The organism is Stenotrophomonas sp. YJH_SMC_37 (assembly GCF_059370035.1).
In genome coordinates this window covers 107,201-121,143 of the sequence record NZ_JCAFTG010000001.1, presented here as the reverse complement: position 1 = coordinate 121,143, position 13,943 = coordinate 107,201, and the positions used below count along the sequence as shown (strand labels likewise).

At 67.3% G+C, this 13,943-nt stretch carries 13 protein-coding genes and 1 tRNA gene; 11 read left to right on the top strand and 3 right to left on the bottom strand.

The window, feature by feature from the left end:
- Nucleotides 1-71 precede the first annotated feature (71 nt).
- Nucleotides 72-632: a glycine cleavage system transcriptional repressor gene (locus AC5P8J_RS00590; protein WP_019661177.1), complete on the bottom strand. Its 561-nt coding sequence runs from the start codon at nucleotides 630-632 to the stop codon at nucleotides 72-74.
- A 164-nt stretch (nucleotides 633-796) separates the two neighbouring features.
- Here AC5P8J_RS00590 and dapA point away from each other — a divergent pair, with 164 nt between their 5' ends.
- Nucleotides 797-1,690, top strand: a complete 894-nt coding sequence (dapA, locus tag AC5P8J_RS00585) for a 4-hydroxy-tetrahydrodipicolinate synthase (protein WP_019661178.1) — start codon at nucleotides 797-799, stop codon at nucleotides 1,688-1,690.
- A 32-nt stretch (nucleotides 1,691-1,722) separates the two neighbouring features.
- Entirely contained in the window at nucleotides 1,723-2,238 is a 516-nt protein-coding gene (locus AC5P8J_RS00580) for a hypothetical protein (protein WP_019661179.1), read from the top strand.
- Nucleotides 2,239-2,407: 169 nt separating this feature from the next.
- Here AC5P8J_RS00580 and fdxA read toward each other — a convergent pair whose 3' ends face one another.
- Nucleotides 2,408-2,731 (bottom strand): ferredoxin FdxA, encoded by a 324-nt coding sequence (gene fdxA, locus AC5P8J_RS00575; protein WP_004153066.1) that lies wholly within the window; start codon nucleotides 2,729-2,731, stop codon nucleotides 2,408-2,410.
- Nucleotides 2,732-2,924: 193 nt separating this feature from the next.
- Here fdxA and AC5P8J_RS00570 point away from each other — a divergent pair, with 193 nt between their 5' ends.
- A complete protein-coding gene (locus tag AC5P8J_RS00570) occupies nucleotides 2,925-4,349 on the top strand; it encodes a sugar porter family MFS transporter (protein WP_019661180.1) in 1,425 nt (474 codons plus the stop codon).
- A 387-nt stretch (nucleotides 4,350-4,736) separates the two neighbouring features.
- On the opposite strand, the gene AC5P8J_RS00565 is transcribed toward AC5P8J_RS00570, so the two are convergent.
- Nucleotides 4,737-4,811 (bottom strand) — tRNA-Glu (locus AC5P8J_RS00565).
- A 52-nt stretch (nucleotides 4,812-4,863) separates the two neighbouring features.
- Here AC5P8J_RS00565 and pcnB point away from each other — a divergent pair.
- The 8 genes from pcnB (at nucleotide 4,864) to AC5P8J_RS00525 (ending at nucleotide 13,934) form a co-directional block, all read left to right on the top strand.
- Nucleotides 4,864-6,243: a polynucleotide adenylyltransferase PcnB gene (pcnB, locus tag AC5P8J_RS00560; protein WP_111098753.1), complete on the top strand. Its 1,380-nt coding sequence runs from the start codon at nucleotides 4,864-4,866 to the stop codon at nucleotides 6,241-6,243.
- A 3-nt stretch (nucleotides 6,244-6,246) separates the two neighbouring features.
- On the top strand, nucleotides 6,247-6,732 hold the full coding sequence (gene folK, locus AC5P8J_RS00555) for a 2-amino-4-hydroxy-6-hydroxymethyldihydropteridine diphosphokinase (RefSeq protein WP_134730670.1): 486 nt from the start codon (nucleotides 6,247-6,249) through the stop codon (nucleotides 6,730-6,732).
- Nucleotides 6,733-6,766: 34 nt separating this feature from the next.
- The gene (gene panB, locus AC5P8J_RS00550; protein WP_134730668.1) at nucleotides 6,767-7,582 is read left to right on the top strand and encodes a 3-methyl-2-oxobutanoate hydroxymethyltransferase; all 816 of its coding nucleotides are present in this window, start codon (nucleotides 6,767-6,769) and stop codon (nucleotides 7,580-7,582) included.
- Nucleotides 7,579-8,418 carry a pantoate--beta-alanine ligase gene (gene panC / locus AC5P8J_RS00545; protein WP_021202011.1) on the top strand — a complete coding sequence of 280 codons (840 nt, stop codon included), beginning with the start codon at nucleotides 7,579-7,581 and terminating at the stop codon, nucleotides 8,416-8,418. The genes panB and panC overlap by 4 nt, the downstream gene beginning before the upstream one ends.
- Before the next feature lie 160 nt (nucleotides 8,419-8,578).
- The gene (panD, locus tag AC5P8J_RS00540) at nucleotides 8,579-8,959 is read left to right on the top strand and encodes an aspartate 1-decarboxylase (RefSeq protein ID WP_005409061.1); all 381 of its coding nucleotides are present in this window, start codon (nucleotides 8,579-8,581) and stop codon (nucleotides 8,957-8,959) included.
- Nucleotides 8,956-10,470, top strand: a complete 1,515-nt coding sequence (pgi, locus tag AC5P8J_RS00535; RefSeq protein WP_019661186.1) for a glucose-6-phosphate isomerase — start codon at nucleotides 8,956-8,958, stop codon at nucleotides 10,468-10,470. Before panD ends, pgi begins: the two co-directional genes overlap by 4 nt.
- Nucleotides 10,471-10,749: 279 nt before the next feature.
- Nucleotides 10,750-10,956 carry a DUF6229 family protein gene (locus AC5P8J_RS00530; RefSeq protein WP_010484314.1) on the top strand — a complete coding sequence of 69 codons (207 nt, stop codon included), beginning with the start codon at nucleotides 10,750-10,752 and terminating at the stop codon, nucleotides 10,954-10,956.
- 80 nt (nucleotides 10,957-11,036) lie between these two features.
- Nucleotides 11,037-13,934: a type 2 lanthipeptide synthetase LanM family protein gene (locus tag AC5P8J_RS00525; protein ID WP_134735421.1), complete on the top strand. Its 2,898-nt coding sequence runs from the start codon at nucleotides 11,037-11,039 to the stop codon at nucleotides 13,932-13,934.
- Nucleotides 13,935-13,943: the final 9 nt, after the last annotated feature.

Sequence of the window (13,943 nt, the reverse complement as noted above, 5' to 3'; positions counted from 1 at the left end):
TCTGTCGAGCCTGGGTTCTTGCCATTACAGCTACATGAAACGCCACGCGCGCGTGAGAGACGCGCGAAGAATCAGAACTTCATGGGATCCATGATCGCGTCCAGGTTCAGGTGGTCGCAGAACTCAAGGAAATCGTCGCGCAGCGCGGCAATATGCATGTTGGCCGGCACGCCGATGGTGACCTGTGCGCTGAACATTTCCGCACCGGTCTGCATGGCGCGGTAGCGCGTGCTCTGCAGGTTCTCGATGGTGATGCCCTGGCGGTCGAAGAAATCGGCCAGCTGGAACAGGATGCCCGGCTTGTCGGCGGCGATCACCTCGACGATGTAGGGCAGCAGGTTGGACTGCGCCTGCTTGGCGGCGGTGCGGTACCAGACCAGCTTCAGCCCTTCCTCGCGCTCCAGCCGGGTCAGCATCGCCTCCAGCTTGGCCACCGAGTCCCAGGAGCCGGTGGCCAGGGCGGTGACCGAGACGTCGCGGCCGACCGTGGCCAGGCGTGCGTCCACCAGATTGCAGCCGCTGTCGGCGATGCGGCGGGTGACGGGCAGCAGGGGGGACTCCGGATGCGTCGTGTAGGCGTTGATCAGGAGGTGGTTTTCGCTCGGCGCGGGGCGCGGGGTGGTGTCGGTCAAGGCGATTCCGGGTAATGCATGCGTGAGTCTGAATGCCCGCCAGAGGCGGGGATCCACCGGTGTCCAGCATACTTGCCCGTGCTTTCGCGCCGCAAGTAACATTCAGGTCGCCCCCGGCCTTTCGTGGCGGGCGTTTTCCCTTTCCAGCCAAGAGCAGCACGTCCTTGTCCCTTTCCGGCCTCATCACCGCGCTGGCGACCCCGTTCCGGGCCGACGGCGCCCTCGATCCCGACGGTTGGCAGCGCCTGCTGCACCTGCAACTGGAAGGTGGCGTCCATGGCGTTGTCGTTGCCGGCTCGACCGGCGAAGCGGCAACCCTCACCGATGCCGAGTACGACCTGCTGCTGGCCAGCGCGGTCGAACGCATTGGCGGCCGCATCCCGGTCATGGCCGGCACCGGCCTGTCCGGTACTGCCAAAACCATCGAACAGACCCGTCGTGCGGCCGCGCTTGGCGCCAGCCATGCACTGGTGGTCACCCCGCCTTACGTAAGGCCGACCCAGGCCGGCCTGATTGCCCATTATCGTGCGGTCGCCGACCAGGGCGGGTTGCCGGTCGTGCTGTACAACGTGCCCGGCCGTACCGGTTGCGACATGCAGCCGGAGACCGTGGCCGAACTGGCCAGCCACCCCAACATCGTCGGCATCAAGGAGGCGGTGGGCGACACCGGCCGGGTGCAGGCGCTGCTGGCGCTGCGCAGCCCGAAGTTCGCGGTCCTCAGTGGCGATGACGGCACCGCCGCGCGCTCGATCCGGGCCGGCATCGATGGCCTGATCTCCGTGGGCTCCAACGTGCTTCCGGGTGCCTACCGCCGGATGTGCGAACTGGCCGCCGCGCACGACCATGCAGCCACCGAATCCTGGGACGCGCGCCTGCAGCCGTTCCACGATTTCTGCGGCGTTGAACCGAACCCGATTCCGGTCAAGGCGCTGCTGCGCCGCATCGGTGTCGGCCATGACCTGCGCCTGCCGCTGCTGCCGCTGTCGGCGCCGCACCATGCGGCCGCCGACCACCTTGCCGGCGACATCGCCGCCCTCGAAGCCCTTTCCAGCCACTGACCTTCCGTCTTGGTCTGACCCAGGAGATTCACATGCGTCAATCCGTTTCCACCGTCCGCGTGCTGTCCTATGCCCTGCTTGCTGTGGCGGTCGCTGCCGGCACCACCGGCTGCTTCAAGCGCGGCGTCAAGGGCGACTACGCCCTGGCCCCGGAAATGCGTCCGCTGGAAGTGCCGCCGGACCTGAACCTGCCGGCCACCACCGGCGACAACAAGGTGCCGACCCTTTCCTCGGCGACCAAGCCGGCGGCCCCGGTGGCTGCGGCCCCGGCCGTGGGCAACACGGGTTTCACCATCGCCGGTGGCAAGGATGAGGCCTTCGCCAAGGTCGGCACCGCGCTGGAAGGCGTGGAAGGCGTGACCATCGCCAGCCGCGCGCAGCTGCTGGGCTCGTATGACGTGGCCTACGAAGGCAGCAACTTCCTGGTCCGCGTGGTGGCCGTCGATGCCGGCGCCTACATCTCCGCGGTGGACCCGCGCGGCCTGCCGGCCACGGCCGAAGCGCCGGTAAAGCTGATCGCCGCGCTCAAGGCGAAGCTGGCGCAGTAAGGGCTGGTCGGGTGGATGCGGGCCTTGGTCCGCACCTGCCTTGGGTAGCGCCGGGCCATGCCCGGCGAGCTTGAAGCGCGGCCCAGGATCCGCCGGGCATGGCCCGGCGCTACCGGAAATGGAAAAGGGCGCCCAAGGCGCCCTTTTTCGTTGTCGCAGCAGGCGCTTCTCAGCGTTCCAGCAGCTTCAGCTTGTCCGGCTTGCCATCCCATTCGCCGGCGTCGGCAGGCGGGTCCTTGCGCACGGTCAGCACCGGCCACTCCTTCGCCAGCTCGGCGTTGAGGGCGACGAAGCTCTCCTGGCCGGCAGGAACATCGTCCTCCGGGAAGATCGCGTTGACCGGGCATTCCGGTTCGCACAGGGTGCAGTCGATGCACTCATCCGGATCGATCACCAGGAAGTTCGGGCCTTCGTGGAAGCAATCCACGGGGCACACTTCCACGCAATCGGTGTGTTTGCACTTGATGCAGTTTTCGGTGACGACAAAGGGCATGGGCTGGGGGCGGATCGATTCCTGAACCCGCCAATTCTAGAACAGGTTGGCCCCCAGTGTCGGCGCGGGGCGGAAATCGGGCGCCTGGCAGGCGCGGCCGTGGCGGACATTGGCGGCAGGGCAAGGCCTGTGCGACGCTGCGGGTCAGCCGGCTGCGTCGGATGGCCGGCCTCCCTTCCCAACAGGTTCATCCATGTCCCAGCGCCAACCCGGCATCGCCTCCCACGGCGGCGAAAACACGGCATTCATCGTCCTCATCAGCTGCGTGGCCACCCTCGGTGGATTCCTGTTCGGCTTCGATAGTGGTGTCATCAATGGCACGGTCGACGGCCTTCGCCAGGCCTTCAACTCCAGCGAGGCGGCGCTCGGTTTCGAAGTCGCTTCGATGCTGCTGGGGTGTGCGGTCGGTGCCTTCCTGGCAGGCTGGCTGGGGGATCGCCTGGGCCGCCGAGGCGTGCTGATCGTGTCGGCGCTGATGTTCCTGGTTTCGGCGCTGGGCGCCGGTGCCGCTCACGCTTCCTGGCTGTTCATCGCCGCGCGCGTGCTGGGCGGTTTCGCGGTGGGCGCGGCCAGCGTGATGTCGCCGGCCTACATCGCCGAGGTGGCCTCGGCGCGCTATCGCGGGCGCTTGGCCACGGTGCAGCAGATGGCGATCATCTGCGGCCTGTTCGCCGCCTTCCTCAGCAATTACCTGCTGGCCCGTGCCGCTGGGGCGTCGACCGAGCCGCTATGGCTGGGCCATGAGGCCTGGCGCTGGATGTTCTGGATGCAGGCGCTGCCATCGGGGCTGTTCCTGCTGCTGTTGCTGGTGATTCCCGAAAGCCCGCGCTTCCTGGTCGTGAAGGGGCGCCCGGAGCAGGCGAGGGCGGTGTTGGCGCGGCTGTACGGCGAGGCCGCAGCCACGGCCAAGCAGGCCGAGATCGAGGCGAGCCTGGCCCAGGACCAGCACAAGCCACGCTTCGCCGACCTGCGCGACAAGGTCACCGGCAGGCTGCGCCCGATCCTCTGGGTCGGCATCGGCCTGGCGATGTTCCAGCAGCTGGTCGGCATCAACGTGGTGTTCTACTACGGCGCGGTGCTGTGGCAGGCGGTGGGGTTCTCGGAAAGCGACGCGCTGCTGATCAATGTATTGTCCGGTGCGCTGAGCATCGGTGCCTGCCTGCTGACGGTGCTGCTGATCGACCGCATCGGGCGCAAGCCGCTGCTGTGGATCGGCTCGGTCGGCATGTCGGTAGCGCTGGTACTGATGGTGGTCGCGTTCGCCAGTGGCAGTCTCGCCGACGGTCGCCTGCAACTGTCCGACGGCATGGGCCGGCTGGCGCTGGTGGCGGCCAACGTCTATGTGGTGTTCTTCAACATGTCCTGGGGCCCGGTGATGTGGGTGATGCTGGGTGAAATGTTCCCCAACCAGATCCGCGGCCCGGCATTGGCCGTCGCCGGTGCGGCGCAGTGGACGTCGAATTTCGCGATCACCGTGACGTTCCCGATGCTGCTGGCGGGCATCGGCCTGGCCGGGGCCTACGGGATCTATACGGTGGCGGCCATCCTCTCGATCTTCTTCGTGGTCCGCTACGTGCGCGAGACCAAGGGCAAGGAGCTGGAGCAGATGGAAGGCTGACGCTGCCCGGCTTCGGTTGCATTCCGTTGGCGCCTCGGTGTCATCGAGGGCGAAGGCGGGGCAGCCCAATCCGGGACACGCCGTGAACCCATCCATGGGGGCTCGATGGCGCCATCCATGGCGCCAACGGTCCCGGCTTGAGCTGCCCCGCCTTCGCGTCAGGCATTGCGGTTCTGGCGGACGCAGGTCTGCGCGTCGGGATTGAATTGGCTGCGGAGGAGCGAGGCTGTTCGTGCCGCCGTCGCGGGAAACTGTCAGGGTGGCCCACCCCCTCCCACGCAGGAACAGGAAGGCGCTACTGCGACCAGGCCGACCGATGCCGATGCAAACCCCGGAAAACAGAAAAGCCCGCACAAGGCGGGCTTTTTCGGTTCCTGCTGCGGCGACTGGCGCTCCCTAGGGGACTCGAACCCCTGTTTTAGCCTTGAGAGGGCCACGTCCTAACCACTAGACGAAGGGAGCGTAACTGTGTCGCTGCCGAGGCAGGAGCGCTAGTATATGCACCTCGATGCCATTGGGCAATCCCGAAACTTCAACCGGAAGCGCCAACATCATTTCCCCTGCTACATCACCGTTCAGCCTGCGCGTCATCCCGCGCGACCAGCACACGATCTCCCGCAAGGACATCAGCCCGAACGCCCTGCGCGTGCTTTATCGCCTGCGCGATGCCGGCTTCGGCGCCTACCTTGTCGGCGGCGCGGTGCGCGATCTGCTGGTCAATGGCCAACCCAAGGATTTCGACGTGGCCACCGACGCCACGCCCGAACAGGTCAAGCAGCTGTTCCGCAACTGCCGACTGATCGGCCGCCGGTTCCGCCTCGCCCACGTTGTGTTCGGCCGCGAAATCATCGAAGTCGCCACTTTCCGCGCCAACAGCGATGACGGCAGCGGCGACCGCGAGATGGAAAACGGCATGCTCGTGCGCGACAACGTGTACGGCACCATCGAAGACGACGCCATCCGCCGCGACTTCACCTGCAACGCCCTGTACTACGCCATCGAGGACTTCTCGGTGCGCGACTACACCGGTGGCTTCGAGGACGTGCAGGCGCGCCTGATGAAGCTGATCGGCGACCCGGTGCAGCGCTACCAGGAAGACCCGGTACGCATGCTGCGAGCGGTGCGCCTGGCGGCCAAGCTCGGCTTCCAGATCGAGGAGGGTACTGCCGCGCCGATCCCGCACCTGGCCGGCCTGCTCAACGAAGCCGCGCCAGCGCGCCTGTTCGAGGAAGTGCTCAAGCTGTTCCTGTCCGGACACGGCGTGGCCAGCTTCGAAGGCCTTGAGCGTTACGGCCTGCTCGACGTGCTGTTCCCGGAAAGCGCCAAGGCGCTGAAAGCCAACCGCACCGGCGCGCTGCGCCGCATGCTGGTCGAGGGCCTGGCCAATACCGATGCGCGGGTGGCCAACGACGAACCGGTCTCGCCGGCGTTCCTGTTCGCGCTGCTGCTGTGGCCGGCGTTCTGCCGTGCACAGGCGACCCTGCTCAAGCAGGGCGTGGCACCGGAAGAGGCGCAGCGCCGCGCCGCCGACCGCGTCACCGTGCAGCAGTTGAGCACCATCGCGCTGCCGCGCCGCTTCTCGCTGCCGATGCAGGAAATCTGGCTGCTGCAGTCGCGCTTCAGCTCGCGCCAGCGCAAGCGCGTGTTCCGCACCCTGACCCATCCGCGCTTCCGTGCCGCGTTCGATTTCCTCAGCCTGCGCCAGGTGGCGTCGTCCGAGCACGCCGCCGATGTCGAGTTCTGGCGCGAAGCGCAGGCGCAGTCCGGGCGTGAGCTGGAGTCGTCGCTGGATGCGATGCACAGCGAAGAAGGCGATGACGAGAGCGGAGCGCCGCGCAAGCGCCGCCGTCGCCGCCGTCGTCCGGGTGCCCCGGCCGGTGCAGCGGGCGAGTAGGCGATGACCCCTGCCTGGATCGGCCTCGGCGCCAACGTCGGCGACGCGGCCGCCACCGTCGGCGCGGCGATTGCCGCGCTGGACGGCCTGCCCGGGACCCGGCTGCGCCAGGCCTCGCGGCTTTACGCAACGCCGGCCTGGGGCAATGAAGACCAGCCGCCGTTCGTCAATGCGGTGGCCTCGGTCGAAACCACCTTGCCGGCCGATGAGCTGCTGCAGGCCATGCTGGCGCTGGAGCAGCGCTTCGGTCGCGTGCGCGATCCGGCAGTGCACTGGGGCCCGCGCGCGCTGGACCTGGACCTGTTGTTGTACGGCGTGCAGGAGCTCGACCAGCCCGGGCTGAAGGTGCCACACCCGTACATGCACGAACGGGCCTTCGTGTTGGTGCCGCTGGCCGAAATCGCGCCGGATCTGGCCATTCCCGGCCACGGCCGCGTGCGGGACGCAGTGGTGCGGGTGGACGCCTGCGGGATTGCCCCGATAGGGTGATAATGCCCGGGTTATCTCCCCCGGTTATCAGCACATGAGCACCCACGCAGACAGCAAGCCCTGGACCGTTCCCGCCCTGGCCGAGGCCAAGCGCAATGGCCAGAAGCTGGTCATGTTGACCGCCTACGACGCCGGCTTCGCCCGCACTTTCGACGCCAATGGCGTTGACCTGATCCTGATCGGCGATTCGCTGGGCATGGTGGTGCAGGGCCATGATTCGACCCTGCCGGTGACCGTGGCCGACATGGTCTACCACACCCGCGCCGTGGCCCGCGTGCTGCAGCGTGCGCTGCTGGTGGCGGACCTGCCCTTCGGCGCCGATGCCACCCCGGAGCGCGCGCTGGATGCCTCGCTGCAGCTGCTGCAGGCCGGTGCCGAGATGGTCAAGATCGAAGGTGCCGGCTTCAAGGTCGACATCATCCGCTACCTGGTCGAGCGCGAGATTCCGGTCTGCGCGCACCTGGGCCTGACCCCGCAATCGGTGCTGCGCCTGGGCGGCTTCAAGATCCAGGGCCGCGGCGATGCCGCGCGCCAGCTGGTGGAAGATGCCAGGGCCGTGGCCGCTGCCGGCGCCAGCATCATGGTGCTTGAGTGCGTGCCGACCCCGGTTGCCGCCGAGGTGACCGCTGCGGTGGAGGTGCCGACCATCGGCATCGGTGCCGGCCCGCACTGCGACGGCCAGGTGCTGGTGCTGCACGATTTCCTCGGCCTGGACAGTGGCCATCGCCGCCCCAAGTTCGTCAAGGATTTCCTTGCCGAAGGCGGTTCGGTGGCCGGTGCCACCCGCGCCTACGCCGACGCCGTGCGCGACGGCAGCTTCCCCGACGAACAGCACGCTTACGCCTCATGATCCAGACCTTCAACGAGCTTGGCGCATTGCGCGAGCAGATCGCCCACTGGAAGCGCGAGGGCCTGCGCGTGGCGCTGGTGCCCACCATGGGCAACCTTCACGGTGGCCATCATTCGCTGGTGACCCTGGCCCGCCAGTACGCCGACAAGGTGGTGGCAAGCATCTTCGTCAACCCGACCCAGTTCGGGCCGAACGAGGATTTCAGCCGCTACCCGCGCACGCCCGAGGCCGATGTGGCCGGGCTTGAGCAGGTCGGCTGCGATGCGGTGTGGCTGCCCAGCGTCGAGGCCATGTACCCGCTGGGCGTGGACAAGACCACGCGCATGCACGCGCCGGGTGTCAGTGAAGTGCTTGAAGGTACCAGTCGCCCGGGTCACTTCGACGGCGTGTGCACGGTGGTAGCGCGCCTGTTCCTGCAGGTGCAGCCTGACGTGGCCGTGTTCGGCCGCAAGGACTACCAGCAGCTGGCTGTCATCAGGCAGATGGTGGCCGAACTGTCGTTCCCGATCCAGATCGTCGGTGCCGAGATCGTGCGTGACGAGGATGGCCTGGCCAAGAGTTCGCGCAACCAGTACCTGAGCGCGGAACAGCGCCCGGTCGCGACCGCCATTCACCGCACCCTGCTGGGCATGCGCGAGGGCTACGTGGCCGGTCACCCGCGCGAACGCATCGAGGCCGATGCCACCGCCGCACTGCAGGCGGCCGGTTTCCAGGTCGACTATGCGGTGCTGCGCACCCCGGAGCTGGCCGAGCCGACCTTCGACGGCGGTGGCCGCGTGGCGCTGATCGCCGCGCGACTGGGTACGACCCGGCTGATCGACAACCTGGAATTCTGAGCTCCGGCGGCGCCGCGCGATGCATGGGGTCAGATGCCTTTTCCAGGGGAAAGGGTTCTGACCCCGGTTTCACCGCCTACCTGAACAGGTTGCCGGCCGTGATGCCCCGCGCTGTGCGGGTGCTAGAATCCGCTCTTTCCTTTGCCGTTGCAGCGCCCCCATGCACCTGTCCCTGCTCAAGACCAAGATCCATCGCGCCACCGTCACCCATTCCGAGCTGAACTACGAAGGCTCGATCGCCATCGATGACAACCTGCTGGCTGCCACCGGCATCCGCGAGTTCGAGCAGGTGCACATCTGGGACGTGACCAACGGTGCGCGCTTCTCGACCTATGCCATCCGCGCCGAGGCCGGCAGCGGTGTTGTCTCGCTCAACGGTGGCGCCGCGCGCCACGTGCAGGTCGGTGACATCATCATCATCGCCGCGTTCGCCAGCATGACCGAGCAGGAAGCCGACAGCTTCAAGCCGAAGCTGGTGTACGTTGATGGCAAGAACCAGATCACCCACACCAACGACACGATCCCGACCCAGGCCGCATGACAACGAACAACGGATTCGACTCGCTGCATTCCCACGCCCAGCGCCTGAAGGGCGCAAGCATTCCCAGCCTGCTCGCCGCCGAACCCGGCCGCGTGCAGGATCTGGCGCTGCGGGTCGGTCCGTTGTACGTCAACTTCGCGCGGCAGAAATACGATGCCGCCGCGCTGCAGGCGTTGCTGGCGCTGGCTGCCGAACGTGATGTCGGCGGCGCCATCACGCGCCTGTTCCGTGGCGAGCAGGTCAATCTGACCGAGGGTCGCGCCGCACTGCACACCGCATTGCGCGGCGACGTGGTCGATGCACCGGTTGCCGCTGAGGCCTATGCCACCGCGCGCGAGATCCGCCAGCGCATGGGCGTGCTGGTGCGCGCGCTGGAAGACAGCGGCGTAACCGACGTGGTCAGTGTCGGCATCGGTGGTTCCGACCTCGGTCCGCGCCTGGTCGCCGATGCGCTGCGTCCGGTCAGCGGTGCGCGCCTGCGCGTGCATTTCGTGTCGAACGTGGACGGCGCCGCCATGCAGCGCACGCTGGCCACGCTGGATCCGGCGAAGACCGCGGGCATCCTGATTTCCAAGACCTTCGGCACGCAGGAAACCCTGCTCAACGGCCAGATCCTGCACGACTGGCTGGGGGGCAGCGAGCGCCTGTATGCCGTCAGCGCGAATCCGGAACGCGCGGCCAAGGCTTTCGCGATCGCCGCCGATCACGTGCTGCCGATGTGGGACTGGGTCGGTGGCCGTTATTCGCTGTGGTCGGCCGTGGGTTTCCCGATCGCGCTGGCCATCGGTTTCGAGCGCTTCGAGCAGCTGCTGGAAGGCGCCGCGCAGATGGATGCGCATGCGCTGGATGCACCGCTGGAGCGCAACCTGCCGGTGCTGCACGGCCTGACCGACATCTGGAACCGCAACCTGCTGGGCCATGCCACGCACGCGGTGATGACCTACGACCAGCGCCTGGCGCTGCTGCCGGCCTACCTGCAGCAGCTGGTGATGGAAAGCCTGGGCAAGCGCGTGCAGCGTGACGGACAGCCGGTCACCACCGACACCGTGCCGGTGTGGTGGGGCGGGGCGGGCACCGACGTGCAGCACAGCTTCTTCCAGGCGCTGCACCAGGGCACCAGCATCGTTCCGGCCGACTTCATCGGCTGCGTGCACAGCGACGATCCCTACACGATCAATCATCAGGCCCTGCTGGCCAATTTGCTGGCGCAGACTGAAGCACTGGCCAATGGCCAGAGCAGCGACGACCCGCACCGTGATTACCCGGGCGGCCGCCCGAGCACGCTGATCCTGCTCGACGCGCTGACCCCGCAGGCGCTGGGCGCACTGATCGCCATGTACGAACACGCTGTGTACGTGCAGTCGGTGATCTGGAACATCAATGCCTTCGACCAGTTCGGTGTCGAGCTTGGCAAGCAGCTGGCCAGTGGCCTGTTGCCGGCGCTGCAGGGTGAGGATGTGGCGATTGCCGATCCGATGACCCGCGAGATACTGGCGCAGCTGAAGCGCTGAGCCCGGTCGTGGATGCGCCGGCGACAGGCCGGCCATCCCATGCCTTCCGTTCCTGCCATCCGGGGCCCTGCGGCGTTGCCCATGCAGCGTATTCGCGTGCCTGCGGCAGCGCAGCTTGACTACGCATGGCGTGCCAATGCAGTGTGCATGGGCGGCTGTACCTGTCACCCAGTATCGCTCGCAGCATGATGTTGATGCCAGGGACTGGCCGTATCCGAAGGGACGTGGAATCGATCCATGTCCTCAACGCCTCATGTTGTGAATGACAGGAGATTGCGAATGGATCTGAATGACGACGTTGTGTCCGGCTGGCTCAATGGCTCGGACGATGTGGATGGGTGCGCCAACCCTGCGGGTTCGCTGTTCATCTACGGTGCGGCAGCCACCGAAGCGGCCCTCACCGGGGCTTCGGACACCATGATCACCGGTGGCACCAACGAGTGCACCACCACGGTATCGGTGATCAACCACTGCCTGTGTTGCTGATGTAGCCCGTGCCGGCACGCAGAGGCATGCAGCTGCGTGCCGGCGACTGGAACAGACTCTTGAATCTCGCAGGGGGCGTAATGACCGCTTCTCCGGCTGCGGCCGCGTTTGCGCGCATCACCGAACATTTCCTTGCCCAGGCGCGCGCTGCGCTGGCTGCCGGCCTGCATGATCCCGCCATTGCCCTGCAGCCCGGCGAACGTGCGCTGCTGCATTCGCAGGGCGAGGCGGCGCTGCATGAGCATGCCCAGCTCAAGCTCAACCGCGTGCTGCTGCTGGAGCTGCACGCCGCTGCACGCAGCGGTGACATCGGCCCGCTTGACAGTGCTGGTGCGCTGGACGAATTCGTTGCCCTGGCCACGAGCGAGGGCTTCCGCGCGCATCTGCAGCAACGTTATCCGGTACTGCTGCCGCGCCTGACGCGCATGCTCGAAGGACAATGCGCGGCCGTGGTGGAGCTCGCTGCACGCATCGGCAGTGATCGTGTTGCGTTGGCCGAGTTGCTGGGTGCGCCGGCGGGCACGCTGCATGCCGTTGCATTGGGCCGCGGTGACCTGCACGGTGGCGGCCGCACCGTGGCACGGCTGCAGTTCGAAGGCGGCACGGTGATGTACAAGCCACGCTCATTGCGCATCGATGCCACGCTCGATGGCCTGTTGTCCGCGGTCTTCGGTGACGCCCCTGACCGCGTGCGCGTGCCGAAGGTGATCGATCGTGGCAGCCACGGCTGGGCTGCATTCGCCGCGCATCGCTATTGTTCCGGCGAGGCTGAACTGCGGTGCTATTACCGCGGCCTCGGCCACTGGCTGGCCATCCTGCGCCTGATCGGTGGCACCGACATCCATCTGGAGAATCTGATCGCGGTCGGGCCGGTGCCGGTGGTGGTCGACGCCGAAAGCGTGTTCTGCCGGGTAATCGAAATCGAGCCATCAGGGCTTGGCGATGCGTACGACACCGCCGTCAAGCTGATGCGCAATTCAGTGCTGCGTACCGGAATCGTGCCGTTCCGTACTGCCGGCCTGGGCATGGAGGGCGTGGACCTGTCTGCAGCCGGCGCGCTGCCCGGCGAGCAGCCACGGGTGCAGGTGCCGGTGATCGTCGACGACGGGACCGAACCGGCCCGGTTGGGCATGGTCGAGGCCGAGGTCTCCATTGCGCAGAACCATCCCAGCGCACAGCCCGATGTGTCGTTGTACTGGGACCACATCAGCGAGGGCTTCATCGACGCCAGTGGGCGTCTGCGCGCGCTGGACGCGAACGGCGAACTGATGCCGCTGCTGACGGCCTTCGAAGGCTGCCAGGTGCGGGATGTACGGCGGCCGACAATGGCCTACGCCGAGCTCGGGCGGATGCTCTGGCATCCAGCATCGCTTCACAACGAAGCTCGGGCGGTTGAGCGCGCGATCGACCTGCTGGTGCGGAATGCGGCGGTGTCGCCCGCTGCGCCATCGGACCTGGAAACCGTACGCGGAGAGGTCGATGACCTGCGCCACGGTGACATTCCGATCTTCGCATCGCAGCTGGACGCGGCGCGTATCCACTCCGTCGTCGCCAACTGGCGCGCGATGCGGATTGACCTGGAAGACGTGACGATCCGCAGCACGCTGGTCGCCACCGACCTGAACCAGCATGCACTGGCCCGAGCCGAGGCCCGGTCCGGCTACAGCTATGCAGCACGGCATCCGCGCGCCGACGACCTGGACGCACGCCGTCGCACGCTGGCCACGCGCGCGGTGGAAAGCCTGCTGCGGCTGGCGGTGCACGGCGAAGACGGCTCGATGACCTGGATCACACCTGAAGTGACGCGTACCGGATGGACCGTCCAGCCGGTGCAGCCAGACCTGTACTTCGGGCTGGGCGGCATCGCTTTCGCACTGGCAGCCTATCGCCACGAAGTGGAGCAGGGGCGTGCCGATCCGGTGGCCGGGCTGGATCCGGCCATCGAGGGCGCCCTTGCGGTGTTCCAGACCCTGTGCGAGCGGCACCCTGCCGAAATTGACGGTGGATTCGTCGGAACCGGTTCGCAAATGTGGGCATTGCTGGCATTGCACGACCTGTTGCAGCGACCGGCGCTGCTGGCGCTGGCAGAGCGCTGCGCGGAAGCCGCGGAGCATCGCGGTTTCCAGCAGGCGGCAAAGTTCGAACTGATTGATGGTGTGTCCGGCATGATCCTGCCGTTGCTGGCGCTGGCTGAAGCCACCGGCAACGCACGCTGGCTGGAACTGGCGGCCGCAGCGGGACGCCGCATGCAGGACGCTGCGATTGTCGACGCAGACGGTACGCGCTGGCCGACGCCACAGTTCAGCGAGCCGATCGGTGGTTTTGGCCACGGTGCGATGGGCATGGGCTGGGCGCTGGCACGACTGGCCCGCTCCGAGGCTGGCAGCGTGCCCGAGCGGGCCGCATGGCGGCGGCTGGCCGAAGGAGCATTTGCATTCCAGGCAGCCCTGTTCGAGCCACATACCGGGCACTGGCGGGACATCCACCTGCAGGATGGGCAGAAGAACTTCCCGACCTGGTGCCACGGCAGCGTGGGCATCGGCCTGGCGGCGGCGGACCTGTATGCCCGCACCGGTGATGCCGCGCAATTGCGCGACATGCGTCGCGCCGTGGCCGATGCGCGCGGCAAATGGGGGTTCAGCCACACCCTGTGCCATGGCGATGTGTCCACCCGGGAACTGCTGGTGCTGGCCGCTGCGCTGGATCCGGCAGGGTGTCCCTATCCGCAGGACGAGGCCGCCATCGAGATCATTTCTTCGATCGAGGAGCACCAGGGGATGGTTGGCGGCCTCACCCGCGCGGCCTTTACCCCGGGCCTGATGATCGGCCTGGCGGGTTCGATCTACGGCTTCCTGCGCATGCATCCGGCCTGCGTACTGCCATCGCCGCTGCTGCAGGAGACGATGGCCACGCGGGCCGATGCGTGTGCGGTGCGCTCCAGCGCCGCGCAGGACCGGCCGGCGCTGGTCGAGGCCTGAGCCGGACCG

What these genes read in the sequence shown, in the direction of transcription:
- AC5P8J_RS00580 (WP_019661179.1), top strand. Translation starts at nt 1,723, where the DNA reads ATGCGTCAATCCGTTTCCACCGTCCGCGTGCTGTCCTATGCCCTGCTT.
- fdxA (WP_004153066.1), bottom strand. Translation starts at nt 2,731, where the DNA reads ATGCCCTTTGTCGTCACCGAAAACTGCATCAAGTGCAAACACACCGAT.
- AC5P8J_RS00570 (WP_019661180.1), top strand. Translation starts at nt 2,925, where the DNA reads ATGTCCCAGCGCCAACCCGGCATCGCCTCCCACGGCGGCGAAAACACG.
- folK (WP_134730670.1), top strand. Translation starts at nt 6,247, where the DNA reads ATGACCCCTGCCTGGATCGGCCTCGGCGCCAACGTCGGCGACGCGGCC.
- panB (WP_134730668.1), top strand. Translation starts at nt 6,767, where the DNA reads ATGAGCACCCACGCAGACAGCAAGCCCTGGACCGTTCCCGCCCTGGCC.
- panC (WP_021202011.1), top strand. Translation starts at nt 7,579, where the DNA reads ATGATCCAGACCTTCAACGAGCTTGGCGCATTGCGCGAGCAGATCGCC.
- panD (WP_005409061.1), top strand. Translation starts at nt 8,579, where the DNA reads ATGCACCTGTCCCTGCTCAAGACCAAGATCCATCGCGCCACCGTCACC.
- pgi (WP_019661186.1), top strand. Translation starts at nt 8,956, where the DNA reads ATGACAACGAACAACGGATTCGACTCGCTGCATTCCCACGCCCAGCGC.
- AC5P8J_RS00530 (WP_010484314.1), top strand. Translation starts at nt 10,750, where the DNA reads ATGGATCTGAATGACGACGTTGTGTCCGGCTGGCTCAATGGCTCGGAC.
- AC5P8J_RS00525 (WP_134735421.1), top strand. Translation starts at nt 11,037, where the DNA reads ATGACCGCTTCTCCGGCTGCGGCCGCGTTTGCGCGCATCACCGAACAT.